The sequence below is a fragment of the Endozoicomonas sp. ALD040 genome, from assembly GCF_049275945.1.
Taxonomy (GTDB): domain Bacteria; phylum Pseudomonadota; class Gammaproteobacteria; order Pseudomonadales; family Endozoicomonadaceae; genus Endozoicomonas_A.
In genome coordinates this window covers 76,049-100,428 of sequence record NZ_CP184829.1, presented here as the reverse complement: position 1 = coordinate 100,428, position 24,380 = coordinate 76,049, and the positions used below count along the sequence as shown (strand labels likewise).

Annotated in this window: 5 protein-coding genes; all 5 read right to left on the bottom strand. The window is 47.6% G+C overall.

Features of this window, described 5'->3' with window-relative positions; genetic code table 11:
• Positions 1–51 precede the first annotated feature (51 nt).
• Positions 52–6,279, bottom strand: coding sequence for a hypothetical protein (locus tag ACOJUN_RS00145; protein ID WP_422134669.1), 6,228 nt, complete (start codon positions 6,277–6,279; stop codon positions 52–54).
• A gap of 209 nt (positions 6,280–6,488) precedes the next feature.
• A complete protein-coding gene (locus ACOJUN_RS00140) occupies positions 6,489–11,870 on the bottom strand; it encodes a hypothetical protein (RefSeq protein WP_422134668.1) in 5,382 nt (1,793 codons plus the stop codon).
• Complete coding sequence (locus tag ACOJUN_RS00135; protein WP_422134667.1) at positions 11,867–17,461, bottom strand: hypothetical protein; 5,595 nt, start codon at positions 17,459–17,461, stop codon at positions 11,867–11,869. Before ACOJUN_RS00135 ends, ACOJUN_RS00140 begins: the two co-directional genes overlap by 4 nt.
• Positions 17,462–18,024: 563 nt before the next feature.
• On the bottom strand, positions 18,025–19,008 hold the full coding sequence (locus ACOJUN_RS00130; RefSeq protein WP_422134666.1) for a transposase: 984 nt from the start codon (positions 19,006–19,008) through the stop codon (positions 18,025–18,027).
• Positions 19,009–19,140: 132 nt separating this feature from the next.
• A complete protein-coding gene (locus tag ACOJUN_RS00125; RefSeq protein ID WP_422134665.1) occupies positions 19,141–24,342 on the bottom strand; it encodes a hypothetical protein in 5,202 nt (1,733 codons plus the stop codon).
• Positions 24,343–24,380 lie beyond the last annotated feature (38 nt).

The following is a 24,380-nucleotide window of genomic DNA, read 5'->3' as shown; positions in this document are numbered from 1 at the left end:
GAATTCAGTTCGCAGTGGTAAAGCCCAATGCCCGTATAATTGAGTGGTTTTTCAGGGAAGGAATGCATTCATGGCTGTAGAGGCTTCCTCAGGCGCTTCAGTCCCTGACTCGAATAAAGCACCCAGAGTGCAGGAGTAAGGAATACTTTCTGCGTGGGAAAACGACCATTTGGGCACATTCTCCCTGAAGTATTTTTCCCAGCTATTCTCGAACATCTTCATGGTGCGATCACGGCGGTCACGGAACTGCAGATAATTTTCATGTCGAGTCCAGCCATGCATCCTGTTGCCTGCTTTAACACGGTTTGTATAGGCTTCATCAGTTTCATTGAAGCGTTGAGGCGAGGCAATAGCGGTACGTTTCACAAATTCATCTTGCGTTTCCCCCATGCCTTTCCAGCGATTTATCTTGTCAAGACTGCGGCCCAGGGGTCCACCCAGCCACTGAGTGAGCATCTTGTTGTCGTTCATAAAGAAGTCGAAAGTGAGACTCGATGCCAGAGCGAATCCGAAGGTTTGAGCATAAGTGAATCCAGATATAAGGCCATGGGCGTATGCTCCGACAGTGGCTACCGGACCCAGCACCAGACCGGCTGTGACCGAGGCCAGAGTTTTTACTTTTTGCGGTGTCGCTCTGTGCAGCAAGGGTACCTGAACCCCTTGCCCGGAACCCATGGATTTCACTATTTCGGGCGTCAGACGTGAAATGCTGCGATAGCTGTGCGGGTTGGCGTTGTGCTGTCTGGCAAATAGCATAGCGCCGGTTTGCAGCAGAATGACTGATGACGCGGCCTTGCCCAACGGCATGACCATCCCGCCTACCTCAGAGACTTGTTCAATTCCACTGTGGTAGGCATATTGCCCGGTTCGGTCAAGATCAACACCATAGCGTTCCAGCCAGTGCTGGAAGGGTATGAGCATCCGGTGCAGGTAATCACCCCTGTTGGTCAGATCCAGAAGGTAGAGGAATGCCATGTTTGACAGCGACAGATCGTTAGCCTGCCAGACGGTATGGGTCGCCAGCAGGGGTTTGTAACTGGTGTAGTACCAGGTGACAGCCTGTACCAGAAAAGCTGAAGGTTTGACCCAGTAATCATTGAGCTGCCACTCAACTGCTGCGACATGAGCCTGCATCAATGTGTTATGGATTGCCTTGATCAGGTCTGATTCAGACAGGCCAGCAACATTGGCATAAGGTGTCAGGGTATCCTGAAGATTGCACAGGAAGGCTGCCGTCCTGCGGCCATTTTCAAAGGCAATATCGTCAAGCACGTAGTTGGCGATAATCGCAGCTGCGTACTCTTTCATGCCGATAACAGACTCTTTCATACCCGCCGGGTGAGAGGCCGTCAGGGTCACAGGATTAAAGGCAGTCTGCATGAATTCGTCAGCCCCCTCATCAGACAGTATCCCGACAACGACTTTGAAGCGAGGCACGTCGACACCGTGTTTGTAGCCAAGCAAGTGCTCAAATTCGGCCACTGTCTGATAACCATCAACACCTCTGACGGCCTTTATATAGTTCTCAAGTTCAACTTTACTGATCAAGCCTTCCCGCAGCAGAGTGATGATCTTGTCAGCACTGGCAGAATGGGCAGCGAAGTATTCCGAGAAGCTTTTCAAGTCTTCCGGTTCATGCCCAACGGAGTCTATGGCTGTTTTGCCAATGTCGCGAATTTCGTCTTGGAATTGCTGAGACCCTATTTCCATCTCATACATGGCGTTGAGCACCATAATCTCGATTTCTTCCAGCACGTCTTCGGGCCGATTTTCCGGGGAGGCGACGGGGGATTTCGTAAAGCTGGTCTTCAGGCTTTTAAAAACTTCCACAATCCGACTGGCCTGTTTAAACGTCAGTTTGTCTCCGGCCATTGCCTGCACGCGAATGGGTGCAAATTCATCGTCAAAATTGAAAACCGAAAGAAATGGTATTGTCTTATCGCTCTGCATTGCTGCTTCGTTCAGGCCAATTGCGGCTTGCAGAGCTTGTTTTTTGAGAGGGTGCCGCTGCATGAAGTCGTTCATATCGGTCAGCAGTTTTGCCTGTTTCTCTGAGTACTGGATGAGACTGCGGTCATTCCTGGCGGCTTCTTCGGCAACCTTCAGGACTTTTTCCATTCTCACAACGTCTGCTTTCCTGGCTTCAAGTTCAGCTTCCAGACGCATCTGACGGGACGGTTCCTCAATCAGTTGCCGGATCTTGCCGCCAGTACCATCATCACCGCCCAGTTCTAACTGTTTGTTTCTCAGGGCATTAATCCGTTGTTCATTGGTGTCAGAAGTGTCAGGTTCAAGACCCACGGCTGCTTCGGTGGCTTCAAGAAACGCGTCATGATCCGCCAGGTCCTGTTTTGCACTTAATGCAGCTTGATATTTATGATGCAGGGCTGAATCCAGCCGATCCAGATCGATTTTATCTGAGCTTGATGGGTGTCCATTGATGTTTTCATAGTCGAACATTTGCTGTTCTTTGCGAACCAGATTTTCTCGTGCAGCAACTTCTTCAGCCATTGCATTGGCTAAATCCATACTTTTCCTGTCGTGCTCATGCAGAAACTCCGTGACCTGAGCGTACATTTTTCTGGTTAAAGGCAGTTCACCCCGTACTCCATCGATTTCATCGGCTGCGGCATGAAGCGGAGTGTATGTATAGCCATTAACATGAAAAACGTAGTCAGCTTCTTGCAGCGAAGTGGGGTCGAAATGTATCCGGACGTACTGATTTGTTTTGGCTTTCAGTTTCTCAACGATTTTATCTCGTACGTCTACACTGTACCCCAGCAGGAAATTTATGATCTCCTCTGCTCGCTCTTTATTGGTTTGTTCGTCACCTGCAGACAGGCCCAGCTCGGTCTGAAGTTGTTTCATTCCCTGATTGAGAGCGATATTACCCCGGTTATGTTGGAGAAAAATATCCATGTTGCGGTCAGCCATTTCCAGCTCATTTTCAGCTTCTCTTACTGCTCGCCTGGCTCTGGCTACCTCACGATCAAGTAAGTATCGGGGTTTTGGCCCCAGTCGGGCCATTTGTCTGTCAAGCTCATTCTCAATGACTGCGACGCTCTCAGTAACGGTAGGCCGACCCACTTTGAAAATTTCTTTGCTCAGTTTTGAGAGTGTTTCTTCAATGAGATTGGTCTGATCATTCACACAGGCATTATTGTTATAGTCTTCAATGTTGAGTTGATGAGCAATTTCATTGTTAATATTTCTTGATAAATCTTCATCTTCATAGCGGTGGGATACTTTTAACCTTAATTCCGAAACTCTGGACCTTAGGGCTTGCACCTGTTTTTTTCGGCTGACATCTTTTTTTAATTCTACTTTCAGATCATCGGCCAGTTTAGCAATTAAAGCCTTGTCCCTTTTCCTGAGAGCAGCGCTTTCATACGCGGAGATGCCCAGAATGCGCTCTAAAGCCATGAGCATCTCACTCTGCCGTCCTTTGGCTAGCTGATCTGCATCTTCGACATAAAAGGTAAGATGGGCATAAAGCAGGAGCTTCTCATGTTTACATTTCCTTTTTTTGTAATCAGCAGGTTTGGTATCTTCTCCCCAGAGGGCATAATACTGTTGCTCCGTTATTTTTTTGAGGACATTATTGTCATCAAGTTTTTTACGAACCCTGTCAAGTCGTTCCAGTTTGTTATCACCTTCACTGATCTGGATCCCGAGTATTTCTTCTGCGGTTTTCAGTGTATCCAGCGCCCCTTCCTCTGCCCGCTGCATAGCCTCGTTAAAGTATGTCTGAATTTTCTCAGAAATGGCGTTCCGACGATCATACACATCGCCCTCGCTATCGATGTCGACCATCTTCAGGGTTTTTTCCACAGCAGTGAGTTTCTGAAGTAGTTCAGGGCTGGGTTTGAGGCGGTCTGGCGTTCTGATCTCTTTCAGTTTTTTTTCCAGGCGTGCAAGATTGTGGACCACCCTGAATACCGCTTTTTCCAGGACGTCCTGATTCTTTTCTACGCTGTTTTTACTCAGTTTAATACCAAGAATTTCTGCCAGAGCATTTTGTTTGGCCTCGGTGTAAGAATTATCTTGGCCATGCAGTGTCTCAATTCTATGAAGCAGGACATCTTGTTGAATATCCATTGTCTTGATTTTCTGAAGCATGAGTTGTTTGTGAGCATTCATTTCCTCGATTTTTTGAAGCAGGTGTTCTTGCTGAGCGTCAACATCTGCATTGCTATCAAAATCCTGAATGTTTAAATGTGCGGCAATGGTTGCGTAGCGGGCTTTGATTGCGGCTGCTTTTCCAGCTTCTATAATGGTTCTCGGAAGAAGATATCGCTGGACCAAAGCTTCCTGCTGTTCAAGGAGCTGCAGAATGGCCTGCTGACGGGTTTCCGGGGTATCTTTGTCGTTAGAGATCAGGCCGAGATTACTTTCAAGGTTTGTCAGTCTCTGCGGAGCCTCATCGTCGGTCAGGTCTGTCTTATGTTGTATATGCTGCCGAACAGACTGAAAGCGGGCAACAAGATCGTTTTTATTGTTCGGGGTCATACCGAACTGATCTTCAACGGCTGTCAGTATTGTAATTATAATTTCATAGTCAGGCTGTTCTACTGCAGCAAAGGTTGTGACCAACTCCTGGGTGGTTTCATGAATTTTATTTCTGAGAAGTCTGGCTTGTTCTTCTGGTGTCTGGGTATTATCCCAATTATAAATACCAAGTTCTGCTGCCGTTTCACGAAATATTTTTTCGTTTAGCTTGCCCAGTTTGGCATGTTCTATCCGCAGCTCCTCCAGGTTGTTGTGTAACTCAAACAGCTGTCTCGCCATGTCGGTCATGACTCTGAAAGTAAACTCTTCGTCTTTTTCAGGATCGATCTGTGCTTCTTTGATATCGCCGACAACGGGTAACACTTTGCGAATATGCTGAAAAAAGTGCGGGTTCATCAGAAGATTTTTAAGTACGGGTTTGAAGCCGAAGTGTTCTATGAGTTGCCTGTAAATCCGGGTTGGTGTGATGACTAATGAAGCGATTCTGATGTGTTCTGGTGTGAACTCAAATTCACCTGATCCATTTGCCTCATCTGGAGAAGCCAGCGCCAATGTCTGCAGGAGGGATTCGTAATATACCAGCGAACGCGCCGCCAGTTTATCTTCGTTTGAAAGTGTCGTTAGTTGATCTTTGTCAATGACTGCATCGTGCCGTGCAACTAACTCCTCCAGCACTGCCATCTGCCTGCTTCGAATGACGAACCGGTAGTTTTTGAGCTTGCGTTTGTTAAGCTCTGCTTTTACTGCAGGGACGGGATTATTACCCTCAGCTTCTATCCAGAATTTATAGAGGTTTTCTACGAAAGCGACATCATCCGGATTCTGCATCAGACCATGAAAAACAATATTCTCCCCCGGAGCTTCTGCTATTTCCAACTTTGGATAACCCGCAGGCACATGATAAACCCGTTTGGCATCCTCAGCGTCTACTATGTAGCCGACAGGTTTGTTGTGTGCCAGTAGTTCGTTCAGAGCCTCCTGTTGTAAATCCTCTTCCAGGACATGAACCTGAATATAGGCAGAGGCGGCAGCTGCCAGGAGAGCCTCATCATTGACAAAGAGTGATTGACCCAGACGGTGCAGTTCAGGGGGTTGATCGCCCGCAGCGATAAGGCGCATGAAGGTACGCCCATTCACTTCAACTTTTTCAACTTCAATGGTGGCAAGGCCAACATAGTGATCATTTGAGCCGAGGTTTCCTGCTCTTTCTGCAGCGGCTCTCAAAACTTTAGCCAGTTGCAGGTGGTTGGCGATTTTCGTTAACGGTTGTAATGATGAACTCCAAACTAATTGATCACGAGCAACCTCCACGGAATCCTGATCGGTCATTCCGCCCCTGACTTCAATGACCAGTTCCTTTTCTTCAAGGTTGTGGGTGAACCTGAAGACTCCCTCATCGCCTACTTTGAGAACTTTGATATATTTCTGAGCAACGTCATTTTCGCCTGTTTCAAACTGATCAACACTGGAAACACCATCACCAATACCATAAAGAATTTCTGTAAAACTCATAGTAGTAGAGATAAAGCCCTGACCTTCTGAAGGCTCATAAGGGTACGTGGTGGTAAAAGATTTGGGTATTGGCTGCTGGTCATCACCTAAAGTTGGCTGAACCATGACCTCACTACGAAGTTTCACAACATTTCCGCTGCCCAAAATATAGGCTTTCGTCTGCAGTTTGCGAGCAGCCAGTGCCTCTGTATTAATGATGGAAGAGCTGATCGCAACGGCCACTGCAAGGCTTAATGCATTGTGGCGGATATTTGTCATTCTGCTACCTCAGAGCTGAGTACTTTTGTTATCTTGAAAAGTGATTGCCATACCTGGAGAGGAAGCACATTACAACGGTTCATAGCCGTCAATCGCTCATGGTTGTTCCGGCAAGCTGTTGAGTGAATTTAGTTCAAAGTGAGGAATCCGCCAGAAGCGAATTCAGTTCGCAGTGGTAAAGCCCAATGCCCGTATAATTGAGTGGTTTTTCAGGGAAGGAATGCATTCATGGCTGTAGAGGCTTCCTCAGGCGCTTCAGTCCCTGACTCGAATAAAGCACCCAGAGTGCAGGAGTAAGGAATACTTTCTGCGTGGGAAAACGACCATTTGGGCACATTCTCCCTGAAGTATTTTTCCCAGCTATTCTCGAACATCTTCATGGTGCGATCACGGCGGTCACGGAACTGCAGATAATTTTCATGTCGAGTCCAGCCATGCATCCTGTTGCCTGCTTTAACACGGTTTGTATAGGCTTCATCAGTTTCATTGAAGCGTTGAGGCGAGGCAATAGCGGTACGTTTCACAAATTCATCTTGCGTTTCCCCCATGCCTTTCCAGCGATTTATCTTGTCAAGACTGCGGCCCAGGGGTCCACCCAGCCACTGAGTGAGCATCTTGTTGTCGTTCATAAAGAAGTCGAAAGTGAGACTCGATGCCAGAGCGAATCCGAAGGTTTGAGCATAAGTGAATCCAGATATAAGGCCATGGGCGTATGCTCCGACAGTGGCTACCGGACCCAGCACCAGACCGGCTGTGACCGAGGCCAGAGTTTTTACTTTTTGCGGTGTCGCTCTGTGCAGCAAGGGTACCTGAACCCCTTGCCCGGAACCCATGGATTTCACTATTTCGGGCATCAGACGTGAAATGCTGCGATACCTGTGCGGGTTGGCGTTGTGCTGTCTGGCAAATAGCATAGCGCCGGTTTGCAGCAGAATGACTGATGACGCGGCCTTGCCCAACGGCATGACCATCCCGCCTACCTCAGAGACTTGTTCAATTCCACTGTGGTAGGCATATTGCCCGGTTCGGTCAGGATCAACACCATAGCGTTCCAGCCAGTGCTGGAAGGGTATGAGCATCCGGTGCAGGTAATCACCCCTGTTGGTCAGATCCAGAAGGTAGAGGAATGCCATGTTTGACAGCGACAGATCGTTAGCCTGCCAGACGGTATGGGTCGCCAGCAGGGGTTTGTAACTGGTGTAGTACCAGGTGACAGCCTGTACCAGAAAAGCTGAAGGTTTGACCCAGTAATCATTGAGCTGCCACTCAACTGCTGCGACATGAGCCTGCATCAATGTGTTATGGATTGCCTTGATCAGGTCTGATTCAGACAGGCCAGCAACATTGGCATAAGGTGTCAGGGTATCCTGAAGATTGCACAGGAAGGCTGCCGTCCTGCGGCCATTTTCAAAGGCAATATCGTCAAGCACGTAGTTGGCGATAATCGCAGCTGCGTACTCTTTCATGCCGATAACAGACTCTTTCATACCCGCCGGGTGAGAGGCCGCCACGGTCACAGGATTAAAGGCAGTCTGCATGAATTCGTCAGCTCCCTTATCAGACAGTATCCCGACAACAACCTTGAAGCGAGGCACGTCGACACCGTGTTTGTAGCCAAGGAAGTGTTCAAATTCGGCCACTGTCTGATAACCATCGACACCTCTGACGGCCTTTATATAGTTGTCAAGTTCAACCTTGCTGATTGAGCCTTCCTGCAGCAGAGTAGTGATCTTGTTAGCACAGGCAGAATGGGTAGCGAAGTATTCCGAGAAGCTTTTCAGCTCCTCTGGTGAGTACTGGAAGGGACCACCGTCATTTTCGTCGGCTTCCTCTGCAGCTCTCAGGGCTTCCCTTAATATCTCTAATTCCGCTTTTTTGCCCTCTGCTGCTCTTTTCAGATTCTGCTGTTTCCGTGTCAGTTGCAGAATCTTGCCGCCAAAACCATCATCCCCACCCAGTTCCAGCTGTTTGTTTCTCAGGGCATCAATACGGGCGTCATGGGTAGCAGTGGAGTCTGGCTTAAGACCCAGATTATTTTCAATGACTTTAAGACTTGCTTCATGATCCTCCAGAGTTTCCAGTGCTTTTGATATTTTTACTATTTTGTCCATTATTTCTTTATTGTGCTCAAGTTTGGTTTTAGTTTTCGGATCTATGTCTTTGGAGTTGTCAATCGCCTGATTTTCAGTATCCAGAGGCGCTTGTGATTGCTTTTCTTCATCCTTGGCACTGGCCAACTCCATTTCTCTAAAATCGTGCTCATGCAGGAACTGTGTAACCTGAGTGTACTTTCTCCTGGTTTCTGGCAGTTCGCCCTCTGCGTGATTGACTTTATCCTTACCATGAGACGCTTGACAGTCTCTAATGGCATTAATGTAATTAGATCCTTCTAAATAATTATCATGGTCAAACTCAAAAGGGATTTTCAGGGCTCTAATGTTAGTGTTCAGCTGATGAATGAGGCCAACCCGTTTTTCTGCATAGTATTCGCTTTCCTGAAGAAAGCGTTCGATGTCGTTTAATAGGTCTTCAGGGGTTTGATTATCATTCTGAGTCAGGCCAAACCTGGCATGAATGCGTTTCAGTGATTTATTGAGAGCCGTAATGTATTTATCTCTGTCGGTGGGGACGTCAGTAGAATCTGTGAATACCACCTGTTTACGATCAACAGCATCCAGTTTGCGATGAAGTTCCTCCAGCTCAGTTTCAGCTTCTTCTATGCTTACTTTCGCTCTGGCCAGCTCTCGATCAAGAACGTATCGGGGCTTAGGTCCCAGGCGAGCCATTTGCCTGTCAAGCTCATTCTCAATGGCTGCAACGTGCTCATTAACATCGGGCTGACCCGCATTGAAAACTTCTTCATCCAGCCGCGCGAGTGTCGCTGTAATCAGACGGTTCTGGTCTTTGAGAGGAGCATCTTCTTTATAATTTTCAATGTTGAGTTGAAGAGCTATTTCATTGTTTCTGTCTCTTTTGACACTTTCATGGTTATAGAGTTCGTCTACTTCATCCGTTAATAACCAAATTTTGGTACTTAGAGCATCCTTTTTTTCATCCAGGCTGGCATCTTTTCTAAATTTTACTTTCAGGACATCGGCCAGTGTAGCAATGAAATGCTGGCCTCTTTCTTCAGCCGCAGAGTTTTCGCTAATGTCGATGTTCAGCTTTTCCTCTACAACTTTAAGCAGCACTATCTGTTGTTTTGTGATTAACTCATCAGCGTCTTCGACAAGAAAGTTAAGACGCCCTTGCAGCCTCGCAAGTTTTAATTTCCCTGTTTCGTACGTCGGTGCGATGTTTTTTTTCCGGACCCTGTAATCTATATCAGCCAGCATTTTTTCGGTGACATCATCGCTCTCAAGTTTGCTACGAACCCTGTTAAGTCTTTCTGCATTGCCATCATCTTCATTGACTTTGATCCCGACGATTTCTTCTATGATTTTCAGTATACGCTGCGCCTCTTCCTCTGCATTCTGTCTGACATCAGTGATGTATGTCTGAATTTCCTCAGAAATGGCGTGACGACGGTCATAGACATCGTCTTTTCTATCGAGGTCATCCATCTTCAGGGCTTTTTCCACAGCCGTCAGTTTCTCTACTACTTCAGGCATGGCTTTGGTATGGTCTGGTGTTCTGATGTCTTCCAGTTCTTCTTTCGAATCTGTAAGAATATGAACTCTGTTGTGTATTGGCTGTATCAGTGCCGACAGGTGCTGTTGAATGGACTGAAAGCGGGCACCCAGGTCGTTTTCATTATCGGGAGTAATACCGAGTTGGCCTTCAATAGCGGCCAGATTTGTTTTTACAGTGTCTTTGTCATTAAGTCTCTCTCTGATGCGTATGGCTTGCTCTTCGGGTGACTGGGTATCATCCCAGTGATCAATACCAAGGGCTTCTGCCAGCTCAATGTTGCGAATTTTTATGGCTTTTTCTCTGGCATTACGAACTTCCTGTTTTAGTGCCGGAATTTCCGCGACTTCCTGCTGAAGTTTCTGTAACTGGTTTTGCAGTCCTTCCTGCAATGAAAGAGACCGCGCAAGGTCATGCTCAGCTTTAACTTCAATTTTTTGCCTGAGTTTAAGTGCCAGGATTTTTTCCCTCTGAATCAGCTGTCTGGCCATGTCGGCACTGACTTTGGCCGCAAACGGATCGTCCTGGTAAGCCACATCGGCCCGTAATTCGGCGGCAACGGGGCTCAGAATACTCTGAACAAAATCCTGGTTCGTCAGAAGATCTCCAAGCACGGATTTGAAGCTGAAGTATTTTGCGAATTGCATCTGCAGCCAGGTTGGCGTGATGGCTAACGAAGCGACTCTGATGTGTTCTGTTGTGAGCTCAAATTCAGCAGCTGGAGATGCCAGAGTTGGAGTAGCACTGACCAATGCCTGCTGGAGAAATTCGTAGCATGCAAGTGTATTCAATGCCCGTTTATCTTCGTTTGTAAGCGTCGTTGGCTCTTCAGCGCCGTGCCGCGCAACAATCTCCTCCAGCACTGCCATCTGCCTGCTTCGAATCACGTACAGGTAGGTTTCGACCTTACCTTTTTTAACTTTTGTTGCCGCTGACGGGATGGTGTAGTCAGCCTCCGCTTCTTTCCAGAGGTTATAGATGTTTTCTACAAAAGTGAGATCATGCGGATTCGGCTTCTGACCATGGAAGACGATAACCTCCCCCGGAGCTCCTGCTACTTCCAGTTTTGGGTAACCCGAGGGCACAGGACAAAGCTGTTTGTCACCCTCGACGTGGACAACATATCCGACGGGTTTGTTGTGCGCTAACAGTTCATTAAGAGCTTTCTGTTGTAAACCTATTTTCAGAACGTGAACCTGGATGTAGGCAGAGGCGGCGGCTGCCAGAAGAACATCATCATTGACAAAGAGTGATTGACCCAGACGTTGCAGCTCAGGAGGCGGATCGCCCGCAGCGATAAGACGCATGAAGGTACGCCCATTCACTGCAACTTTTTCTACTTCAATGGTGGCAAGTTCGACATAGTGATCACTTGCGCCAAGGTCTCCTGCTTTGTCATCAGCTGCTCCCAGCACAGCATGCAGCAGTTGGGGGTGGGCGATTTTCGTTAATGGTTCTAATAATTTAATGCCAACTAATCGACGACGGACAGCCCAGACTGAATCCTCGTCGGTCATTCTGCCTCTGACTTCAATGACCAGTTTCTCTTCTCCAAGGTTATGAGTGAACCTGAAGATTCCTTTATTATCCACCTTCAGAATTTTGGTGTATTTCTGAGCAACGTCGTTCTCGCCTGTTTCAAACTGATCAACAGTGGAAACGCCACCATAGATATTATAAAGAATGTCTGTAAAGCTTACAGAGTGAATACTGTAGCTCGTTCTGTCATGATTCTGATCAATGTAGAGGGTGTTAATGGATTTGGGTATTGACTGCTGGTCATCCCCTACAGCTGGCATAACAGTGACTTCACTCTGGGTAAACTCCGCATGTCTATAGCTCAGAAAATGGACAGATTTCGTCTGCAGCCTGCGACCGGCCAGTGCCGGTGTAGCTATCATGGAAGCACTGACGGCAACGGCCACTGCAAGGCTTAATACACCAGGGCGGAGATATGTCATTTTACTGCCTCGAAGAAGGCACCCAGAGTGTGGGAGTAAGGAATACTTTCTGCGTGGGAAAACGACCATTTGGGCACATTTTCCCTGAAGTATTTCTCCCAGCCATTCTCAAATAGTTTCATGGTGTGATCGCGGCGTTCACGGAATTGCAGGTAATTTTCGTGTCGAGTCCAGCCATGTATCATGTCATTTGCTTCAACACGGTCTGTATAGGCTGCATCGGTTTCACCGAAGCGTTGAGGCGAAGCAGTATCGGTGCGCATCACATATTCATCGTCCGTTTCACCTGCGCCTCGCCAGCGATTAATCCTGTCAAGAGTGCGGCCCAGAGGTCCACCCAGCCATTGAGTGAGCATCTTGTTGTCGTTCATAAAGAAGTCGAAAGTGAGACCCGATGCCAGAGCAAATCCGAACGTTTGAGCACAGGTAAATCCGGCTATGAGACCGTGGGCGTATGCTCCGACGGTGGAAACTGGGCCCAGCACCAGACCAGCTGTGGCGGAGGCCAGCGTTTTCGCTGTTTGTGGTGTTACCCTGTGCAGCAGGGGTACCTGAATCCCTTGCCTGGAACCCATGGATTGCACTATTTCGGGCAGCAGACGGAAAATGCTGCGATACATTTGCGGGTTGGCGTTGTAATGTCTGGCAAACAACATGGAGCCGGTTCTCAACAGAATCACTGCAGAAGCGGCCTTGCCCAATGGCATGGCCAGTCCGCCCAGTTCAGAAACTTTTTCAATTCCTTTGTGGTGGGCATATTGTGCGGTTCGGTCAAGATCAACACCATAGCGTTCCAGCCAGTGCTGAAAAGGTACGAGCATCCGGTGCAGGTAATCACCCCTGTTGGTCAGATCCAGAAGATAGAGGAATGCCATGTTCGACAGGGACAGATCGGCAGCCTGCCAGACGGTATGGGTCGCCAGCAGGGGTTTGTAACTGGTGTAGTACCAGGTGACAGCCTGTACCAGAAAAGCTGATGGTTTGACCCAGTAATCCTTGAGCTGCCACTCAACCGCTGCGGCATGAGCCAGCATCAATGTGTTATGGATTGCCTTGATCAGGTCTGATTCAGACAGGCCAGCAACATTGGTATAAGCTGTCAGGGTATCCTGAACATTGCTCAGGAAGGCTGCTGTCCTGCGGCCATTGTCAAAGGCAATATCGTCAAGAACATAGTTGGCGATGACCGCAGCTGCATACTCTTTCATGCCGACAACAGACTCTTTCATACCCGCCGGGTGAGTGGCCGTCACGGTCACAGGATTAAAGGCAGTCTGCATGAATTCATCAGCTCCCTCATCAGACAGTGTCCTGACAACGACTTTGAAGCGAGGCACATCGACGCCCTGTTTGTAGCCAAGCAAGTGTTCAAATTCGGCCACTGTCTGATAACCATCAACACCTCTGACGGCCTTTATATAGTTCTCAAGTTCAAGCTTGCTGATCAAGCCTTCCCGCAGCAGAGTAACGATCTTGTTAGCACTGGCAGAATGGGCAGCAAAGTATTCCGGGAAGCTTTCCAGATCTTCAGGTTCATGCTCGACGAAGTGAATGTCTGTTTTGCCCATGGCGCGAATTTCGTCCTTGAATTGTTGAGACCCTATTTCCATCTGAGACATGGCCTTGAGCACCAGAATATCAACTTCATCCAGCGCATCCCTGGGCTGGCCGTACAGGGGCTGGACAGGGTATTTCGGAAAGCTGGTCTTCAGGCTCTTAAAAACTTCCACAATCCGACTGGCCTGTTTAAATGTCAGTGTGTCTCCAGCCAATGCCTTTACGCGAATGGATGCGAATTCATCGTCAAAATTGAAAACCGGAAGAAATGGCATTGCTTTATCGCTCTCCATTGTTGCCAGGTGCAGGCCAATTGCGGCTTGCAGAGCTTGTTTTTTGAGAGGGTGCTGCTGCATGAAGTCGTTCATATCGGTCAGCAGTTTTGCATGTCTCTCTGTGTACTGGATGGGACTGCGGTCATTCTTGACGGCTTCTTCGGCAACCTTCAGGACATTTTTCATTCTCACAACGTCTGCTTTACTGGCTTCAAGTTCAGCTTCCAGACGCATATAAAGGGACGGTTCCTCAATCAGTTGCTGGATCTTGCCGCCAGTACCATCGTCACCACCCAGTTCTACCTGTTTGTTTCTCAGGGCATTAATCCGTTGTTCATTAGTGTCAGAAGCGTCTGGTTTAAGACCCACAGCTGCTTCAGTGGCTTCAAGAAGCGCGTCATGATCCGCCAGGTCCTGTTTTGCAATTAATGCAGCTTGATATTTACGATTCATGGCTGAATTCAGCCGATCCCGATCGATTTTATCGGAGCTTGATGGGTTCCTATTGATGTTTTCATAGTCGAACATCTGCTGTTCTTTGCGAACCAGATTTTCTCGTGCAGCAACTTCTTCAGCCATTGCGTTGGCTAAATCGATACTTTTCCTGTCGTGCTCACGCAGGAATTCCGTGACTTGAGTGTACTTTTTTCTGGTTAAAGGCAGTTCATTCCACAATCTTTCCATTTCACCGGTTGTTTCCCGACCCGGAGTATATGAATAACCATTAAAAGTAAGAACGTAATCATCAGCTTCTTCCAGCGAAGCGGGGTCGCCTTTTATCCAGACGCGCAGATTGGTTTTGGCTTTCAGCTCCTCAATGATTTTATCTCGTATGTCTACTCTGTATCCCAGCAGGTAATATATGATGTCCTCTGCCCGCTCTTCGTTGGTTTGCTCGTCACCTGCAGGCAGACCCAGCTGGGTCTGATACTGTTTCATTGCCTGATTGATAGCAATGTCTTCCGGGGTACGTTGGAGCAAAACATCCATATTGTAGTTTGCTTTTTCCAGCTCATTTTCAGCTTCTTTTACTGCTCGCCTGGCTCTGGCTACTTCGTGATCAAGAACGTATCGGGGTTTTGGTCCCAGCAGAGCCATTTGCCTGTCAAGCTCATTCTCAATGACTGCGATATGTTCATTAATGGTAGGCTCAACGACGTTGAAAACGTCTCTAATCATTTTTGAGAATGTTTTATCAACGAGACTGATCCGGTCATTCTGACAGGCATTGTTTTTATCTCCTGAGACAGGTTCATCTTTACAGCGCCTGATTGCGTCAAACTTTAATTCTGAAAGGCTTTTTAACATAGCAATCATATGTTCACGCATACTGGCATCTTTCTTTAATTCTACTTCCAGGCCGTCGGCCATTTTAGCAATGAAAGCCATGCCTCTTTCTTTAGCAGGAGCGTTTTCGTTCTTGTCGATGCCCAGCCTGTTCTCTACAGCTTCAAGCATCCTTATCTGTCGTCTTGTGGCTAGCTCATCCGTTTCAACATAAGAGGTAATACGCACGCAAAGCTGGAGCTTCTCAAGTTTACCTTTCCTTCTTTCGTAATCAGGTTTGGGATCTTCTCTCCAGAGGGCTTGAAATTGATACTCCGTCATTTTTTCGATGACATCATCCTCCAGAAGCTTATCACGAACCCTTTCAAGTCGTTCCAGGTTGTTATCACCTTCACTGACTTGGATCTCGAGTATTTCTTCTGCAGTTTTCAGCACATCCAGCGCCTCTTCTTCTGTCCGCCGTTTGGCCTCCTTGAGGTATGTCTGAATTTTCTCAGAAATGGCGTTCCGGCGATCATAGACATCCCCCTCGCTATTGAGGTCGACCATGTTCAGTGCTTTTTCTACAGCAGTCAGTTTCCGAAGTACTTCAGGGCGGTGGCTTGGCGTTCCAGCTTCTGTTGCAGCAAGCCTTGTGGCAACTGATTGGTGGATTTCATGAATTTTTCTGCTGATAATTCTGGACTGTTCTTCGGGGGGTTGAGTGACATCCCAGTCATCAATGCCAAGCTCTTCTGCCAGTTGCGCGTTGTGAGCTTTTGCGGCATCATTGCGCACATGTTTTTTTAGCAGTTGAATTTGATCGTCTTCCCATCGAAGTGTCTTTATCTGGTTTTCCTGCTCTTCTACTCTGGCACGAAGCTGTTCAAGCTTATCCTCATAGTAATGTATTAGTTCTGTTAATTCGTCTTGATCGCTGAGTTCGGCCTCTTTTACCCTCAGCTTTTCCAGCTCGTTTTCCATTTCAATCAGCTGCATGGCAAATTTGCGCTTGACTTTGGAAGCAAAGCCTTCCTGTTCGCTGGAAGGATCGTCAAAATAATCGTCAGAAAATACGGTGGTATCGGATTTAATTATTTGATGAATATTCTGAATGAAATACCGGTTATTCAGAAGGTTTCCAAGTACGGGTTTGAAGCTGAAGCGTTTGACAAGTTCGACATGCATCCAGGTCGGCGTGATGAACGACGAAACAAATCTGACCTGTGGTATTGTTAATTTAAATTCATCGGCTCGATCTGAACTGGCACAGGTCAATGCCTGCTGGAGATATTCATAGTATGCAAGTGTCACCACGTTGCCAAAGTATAAAAAAGACGTACCTGTTGTACTGACAATGCCCTTCTCGTGCTCTGCAGCTAACTCCTCGAGCACTGCCATCTGCCTGCTTCTAATGTTGTACTGGTAGCTTTTGAGCCGGTCTTTTTTAATCTGTATCGTTTCTCGAGGGCGAGGACTGTTGCGGAACTCTTCCATCCAGACGTCATAGATAGCTTCCATAAAAGCGATATCCGTCGGATTCTGCTTCTGACCACGGAAAACAATAATCTCCCCCGGAGTCTCAGTCACTTCCAGTTTTGGAAAGCCTGCAGGCACAGGGAGAGCCTGCGTGTTATCCTCAGCGTAGATAACATAGCCAACGGGTTTCTGGCAGGACAAGAGTTTATTCAGAGTTTCCTGTTGTAAATCTTCTCTCAGAACATGAACCTGGGCATAGGCAGAGGTGGCTGCTGCTAAAAGCACCTCATCATTGACAAAGAGCGATTGACCCAGACGTTGCAGTTCTGGTGGCTCATCGCCTGCAGCGATCAGTCGCATAAAGGTGCGCCCTTTCACTTCAACCTGGTCTACTTCAATAGTGGCAAGGGCAACATAGTTATCAATTTCGCCAAGACTTCCTGCTCTTTCATTCGCACCTTTCAGCACGCCGACCAGATGTTCAGGGTCGGCGACTTTCGTAAACGGTTCCAGTGGTTGGATATCACTTGATTGAGCACGAACAGCCGAAATTGAATTCTGATCGGTCATTCCTTTTCTAACTTCAATGACCAGTTTCTTTTCCGCAAGATTATGGGTGAATTTGAAGATCCCCTCATCACCGACCTTGAGGACTTTGGTGTATTTCTGAGCAACGTCATTATCGTCCGTTACAAACAGATCAACACTGGAAACGCCACCTTCGATGCCGGAAAGAACGTCTGTGAAGCCTTCAGAAGGAGCCTCGTAGCCTGCTACGGCTTCAGTCTGATCTGGGTAGGTGGTTGTAAAAGATTTGGGTATGGGTTGCTGGTCATGACCTAAAGTTGGCTGAACTATGACCTCACTCTGGATAAACTCCACAGATTCATTGTCCAGAATGTCAAAAGATTTCGTCTGCAGTCTGCGATCGGCCAGTGCCTGTGTACTGATGATGGAAGAGCTGATTGCAATGGCCACTGCAAGGCTTAATGCAGTGGGGTGAATAGTTGTCATTCTGCGATCTCACTGCTTTTGTTATCGTGAAAAGTGATTGTTGCACCAGACGAGGAAGCAACTTTCAAAATCACCCATGGTTGTTAATTGCTCATGGTTGATACGGTAAGCTGAAGTGTTCACCTGTTTCATGGTGAATTGCTGAGGTTGCTGGTGGAAAGCTTGATTGAGAGGTGTTTCTCTTATCATCACCGTGTACTTACAGTTCATCATCCTTTTGCAATTTATTGAAGGCTTCAAGAGTGTAGAAGTAAGGAATGTTTTCTGCAGAAAAAAATAAGACACCCATGGAAAAATAAGAAAAAAAATAAGACACCCATAAAATAAAAAATAACAAAAAAATAAGACACCCATAAAAATTAATAAAAAAATAAGACACTCAAAAACCGTATTCCCAAAAAGTATCAGAAAATCTATCCTCAAGTAGCGTATCAACGAGCCACACAGAGAGCCATTAAACGCACAGAGTCTTTCAAGCCATAACTCAGGCAGTACAAATCCATTCCGACATAAGTCGAAGAGAGATAAAGAGAGGGTCTTTGACGTCTTAACTGACTTCTACGCTAACCTGTCAGGTACAAACGACTGCAGGCGTTTAAACCTCGAAGCCACTTCTGTCCGGCTTCAAGTGCATAAGCCTTCATCGCCTTCAGACGGCCAACTGCCCGATAAAAACGATTATTCCATTGCATGGTTTTCAGCCACTCATCCGGATCAATTTCCAATCTTTCAAGAATAGGAGGGGTACACGACGGAATGGAACCTTTCTTGTCTGTCCTGACAACGCGGCCACTCCAGTCAACCAGTTCCAGATAGTCGTGAAGAAGGTAGGGAAGGGCAACGTCCTTATTCTGGCCCTGCAAACAAAAAGGTTTCAGGGTCAGCGGCTGATTTTTAGTCTCAGAATGTGTAAATTGATCCACTCGTTCCTGAATCGACGTGTAGTCTGATGCTTCCGGTGTTTCTACCTTACCAGCCCGAATCGGATTCAAGTCAACGTAGGTCATGCAGGTCAGTAAAGCTGCCTCGTCCAGCAATGCCTGGCTTTTAAAGCGACCTTCCCAGAAGCGTCCTTTACACTGGTCTTCTTTATTGGCCTCACGAGCAAGGTATTCATTCAGGCAGCGCATAAACCAGCTGATATCCATTAAACGACGCCGGTATTCCTCAGCATATTCATCAATACGGGCCAACTCAGCGCTGCCCAGTTTGTCAGCGGCCAGATACCTTTGCACCAGAAGCGGACCTCTGAACAAGGTTGTCCAACGATGAAGCACTTCATTCCGTGACCAGCCTCTGGCAGATGACTGATTGATGTGCAAAACCACATGATAATGGTTTGACATGACTGCGTAAGCGCAGACTTCGATAGCAAAGACTGAAACCAGTTCCCGGAGTTTATCCACCACCCACTGGCGGCGATGCTCGTAGTTCTTGCCAGTCAGGTGGTTCTCTCCACAGAGGTAAGCCTGACGAACACATCTTGCCATGCAGTGGTAATAGGGCGTTGAGCTGGGGTCAATCAGTGTATTGCGGGCCTGAGCCATGGACTCACCTGTTTGGGTAAAAAATCAGTGATGGGTGAAAAAGTAGACCAGATGGGTGGTAAAGCAAATTTATGGGTGTCTTTTTTTTTTTTTTTCTTCTTTTCTAAAGGGGTCATTCACTGGTTTCTGATATCAAAGTTCGTCATAGGTATTCTTGTCTTCCAGATCGGACTTCTTAACCTCAAGACCAGCCAGCGCTGCTTTCTCGGCTGTGGGGATGGTAGTTGATTTGGTTTGAGGGTTATTTATCTGATCATCACTCTTTTGCCAATCATTGAAGTTTCCCAGAGTGTAGGAGTAAGGAATACTTTCTGCGTGGGAGAATGACCATTTAGGCACATTGTCCCTGAAGTATTTCTCCCAGCCATTCTCAAACAACTTCATGGTACGATCACGGCGGTCACGGAATTGCAGATAATTTTCGTGTCGCGTCCAGCCATACATTTTTTTGCCTGCTTTAACACGCTTTGCATAGGCTTCATCGGTTTCATTAAAGCGTTGAGGCGAAGCAATAGCCGTACGTTTCACATATTTATCCCGGTTTTCCCCCAGGCCGAGCCAGCGATTAATCCTGTCAAGGCTTCGACCCAGAGGTCCACCCAGCCATTGCGTGAGCATCTTGTTGTCGTTCATAAAAAAGTCGAAGGTGAGACTCGACGCCAGAGCAAATCCAAAGGTTTGAGCATAAGTGAATCCAGATATAAGGCCATGAGCGTATGCTCCGACAGTGGCTACCGGACCCAGCACCAGACCGGCTGTGGCCGAGGCCAGGGTTTTTACTTTTTGTGGTGTCGTCCGGTGCAGCAGTGGTACCTGAAGCCCTTGTCCGGAACCCATGGACTTCACTATTTCGGGTGCCAGACGAAAAATACTGTGGTACATATGCGGGTTGGCGTTGTACTGCCTGGCAAACAACATGGAGCCGGTTCTCAGTAAAATGACTGAGGAAGCGGCTCTACCCATTGGCATGGCCAGTCCGCTCACTTCAGTGACTTGTTCAATTCCACTGCGGTCGGCATATTCGTCAGTTCGGTCAAGATCAACACCGAAGCGTTCCAACCAGTGCTGGAAAGGTGTGAGCATCCGGTGCAGGTAATCACCCCTGTTGGTCAGATCCAGAAGATAGAGGAATGACATGTTCAAGAAGGATAGCTCGGTAGCCTGCCAGGTGGTGTGGGTCGCCAGCAAGGGGGCGTAACTGGAGAAGTACCAGGTGACAGCCTGTACCAGAAAGGCTGATGGTTTGAGCCAGTACTCATTCAGCTGGTGCTCAACCGCTGCGGCATGAGCCTGCATCAAGGTGCTATTGATAGCCTTGATCAGGTCTGACTCAGACAGGCTGGCAGCATTGGCATAAGGCGTCAGGGTATCCTGAACATTGGTCAGAAAGGCTGCCGTCCTGCGGCCATTTTCAAAGGCAATATCGTCAAGAATATAGTTGGCGATGATCGCGGCAGAGTACTCTTTCATACCGGCAACCGACTCTTTCATTCCTGCCGGTTCAGTAGCAGTAACGGCCACAGGAGTAAAGGCACTCTGTATGAACTCATCAACTCCTGCATCGGACAGCATCTGGACAACGGCTTTGAAGCGGAGCACATTGATGCCATGTTTGTTGCCCAGGAAGTGTTCAAATTCAGCCGCTGTCAGATAACCACCGACATCTTTGGCAGCTTTCATGTAGTTTTCAAGCTCAATCTTGCTGATCAGTCCTTCACGCAGCAGAGCTATAATTTTGTTACCACTGGCAGAATGAGTAGCGAAGTATTCCGAGAAGTCTGTCAGGTCTCCTGATTCATGTTCGACGAAGTGAATGGCTGTTTCGCCCATGCCGTTAATGACCTCGTCGTATTGTTGAGCCCCACTTCCTATCTCACTCCTGACCCTGTGCGCCAGACTCTCGACTTGTTCCATGATATCTGGCTCAGAGGGGGAGAGCGGGAAGCTTCTTTTCAGGCTTTTGAAAACTCCCACAATCCGACTGGCCTGATTAAACGTCAGGTCTTTTCCGACCAGCGCCTGCAAGCGAATGGGGGCAAACTCATCGTCAAAATCGAAAGTGGTAAGACAGGGTATGACCTTACCACTGTTTACCGCAGAGGCTGCCAGACCTGTTGCGGCTTCCAGAGCTTGTTTCCTGAGAGAGTGCTGCTTTATGAAGTCGTGCATCTCGGCCAGAACTTTTACCTGTCCCGGGGTATACCGGAAGGGACCGCCGTCATTTTTGACGGCTTTGCCTGCCGCTCTCAGCACTTCCTTCATTCTCTCAATATCTGCTTCTCTGGCTTCAATCTCACTTTCCAGACGGTCCTGTTCCTGAATCAGTTGCTGAATCCTGCCGCCATTGCCATCATTCCCACCCAGTTCCAGTTTTTTGTTTCTCAGGGCATTAACCCGGTCATCATAGTTAGCAGTAGAATCTGGTTTAACGCCCACAGTTTCTTCAATGGCTTTAAGACTCGCTTTATGATCCTCCAGAGCTTTTTGTGCTTCTGACTTCAGCGTTTTTTTCTGTTCCAGGACTAAATCCAGCTCAGCTCTCTCGTCCTCAAGTGAGGTTTTAGTTTGCGGATCAATGTCTTTGGAATGGTTAATGTCCTGATTTTTTCTATTCAGAGCCTCTTGTGCTTGTTTTTCTCGAAATTGTGCATGAGCCAATTCCATTTCTCTAAATTCGTGCTCATGCAGGTATTTCGTAACCTGAGTGTACTTTCTTCTGGTTTCAGGCAGTTCGCCTATTGCGAAATCGACTTCATCCCGACCATAAGCGGCTACATAGTTTCTGACAGCATTCATGTAATCCTCTTCTGACATGTTATCAGGGTCACTCTCAAAAGGGGGTCTGAGATCTTTGATGGCAGCACCCAGTTTCTTAAAGGTTTCAACTCGTCTATCTGTCTCGTCCCTGTTTCTTTTCAGAAAACGTTTAATGCCGTCTATCAGGTCTTCAGGGGTTTGATTATCATCCTGAGTCAGACCCAACCCGGTCTGAATTTGTTTCATTGCCTGATTGAGAGCAGTGGTATCTCTGACCGTGTCAGGGCGGACGTCAGTAGAATGTGCAAATAGCACTTGTTTACCATGAACAGCATCCAGTTTGCGATGAAGTTCCTCCAGCGCACTTTCAGCTTCTTCTATGTCGCCTTTGACTACCTCTGAATCAGGAACGTATCCTGGTTGAGATCCCGGACGAGCCATTTGCCTGACAAGCCTGGTTCGAACCCTCTCAAGCCTTGCTGTCATGTCATCTCCTTCATTGACTTTGATCTTGAGTAGTTTTTCTACGGATTCCAGTACATTCAGTGCCTGACGGTCTTGTAATTTACTGTCTTCATTCAGTTCAGGATCAGGAACCTCAGCCAGAGCATCTTGTCTGAGTTTGACGAAAGTTGCTTCTTTAGTGGCTTGAGTATTCAGTGTCGTCTTTTCAGGTTCTTCCTGAGGCTGTCCTGCTGAGGCAGCCGCTCTGTGCATACCATTAATTTTCTCCAGGAGGCGTCTGGCATGCTCATCCAGTGACCGGGTATCACTCCAGTCATCCTTGCCAAGTGCTACTGCCAGTTCAGCGTTGTAAAGACTTCTGGCAAAAAGAACTTCCTGTTCCAGCTCAGGAATTCGCCCGATTTTCTGAATAATTGTATTTTGCAGGCTTTGCTGATCTTCCAGCTGCACAAGAAGCTTTGCAACTTTACCCTTAATGATCTGAAGGAGTTGTTGCACTTCCAGTTTTATCTCATCGCCGGTATCGGCTATTTCCGGTGCCCGCTGCAACCTGTATTCAAGCTGCAAGAGTTCGACTGCCTCTTTCTGAAGAAGCTCTTGCAGGTCGCTGTCCCGTTCAGCCAGCTGTCTGGCCAGGTTTTTCTTGAATTTGACATAAAACTGTTTGTCGTCGTGTAAGTCGTCGGTCTCTAATTTAACGACAGTGGATATATGATTAAGAATATTCTCAACAGCATGCTGGCTAGTCAGAAGGTCTCTGAGTACAGGGTTGAAGCTGAAGCGTTTTAAGAGTTGGGCCTGCATCCAGATTGGCGTGATGAGTGACGAAGCAGCTCTGATGTGGTCTGCTGTGAACGTAAACCGAAATGTTTCATCTTGGTCAGCAATGCTCAGCGCCTGCTGCAGAGATTCATATTTTGCCAGTGCAAGCGCCGTCTCTTTATCTTCGTGTGCAAGCGTCGTTTGATCTTCGTTCACTCCAGCATTGTGCCGCGCAACAAACTCCTCCAGCAGCGCCAGCTGCCTGCTTCGAATGAACCGCAGGTACCTTTTGACATTAGATTTTAAAACAAGAACTGATACTGGATTAGCGGAGTTGTGAGCCTCAGCTTCTTTGAGGTTAAGAAGGTTTTCTACAAAAGCGACATCGGCTGGATTCGGATTATGGCCACGGAAAATAATGATATCCTCAGCAGTCTGAGTCACTTCAAGTTTTGGATAACCCGAAGGCACAGGATAAACCAGCGTGTCATCATCGGCGTGTACAACATAGCCAACGGGTTTGTTGTGTTCCAACAGTTCATTGAGAGCCCTCTGTTGTATATCTCCTCCCAGGACGTGAACCTGAATATAGGCAGAAGTGGCAGCCGTCAGCAGAGCCCCATCATTAACAAAGAGCGATTGGCCCAGGCGCTTTAGCCCGGGAGGCTGAGCACCCCCTGAGATAAGGCGCATGAATGTACGCCCATTCACTGCAACCTGTTTTACTTTAATGGTGGCAAGGGCGACATAGTGATCGCCTGAACCCAGGCTTCCTGTCCTGTCATCGGCACACAACAGCATTGAATACAGTTCTTCGGTGCTGGCTAGTTTCGTTGACGGTTCTAATGGTTGGCCGCCAGATAATCCAGCACGAACAGAGTTAACTGAATCCTCATCGGTCATTCCTGCCCTGACTTCAATCAACAGTTCCTCTGCGTCAAGGCTATGGGTAAACCTGAAGACTCCCTCATCGCCCACCTTCAGGACTTTGGTGTATTTCTGAGCAACGTCATTCTCGCCTGTCTCAAACTGATCGACAATGGAAACGCCTCTATCGAAATAAAAACAAAGGCCGACAAATGAGCTTTTTGAAGGACAAATATGGCCCTCCCTGAACTCAACCTGAGGAGTGTAGGTGGTTGTAAAGGATTTGGGTATTGGCTGCTGGTCAAGACCTAAAGTTGGCCGAACCTCCACCTCACTCTGGATAAACTCCGCATGTTCATTGTCTTGAATGTCGACAGGTTTTATCTGCAGCCTGCGACCGGCCAGTGCCTCTGTGGCAATGATGGAAGAGCTGATTGCAAAGGCCACAGCAAGGCTCAATACTTTGGGGCGAGCATTTGTCATTCTACTACCTCAGAGCTGAGTACTTTTTATTACCGCGA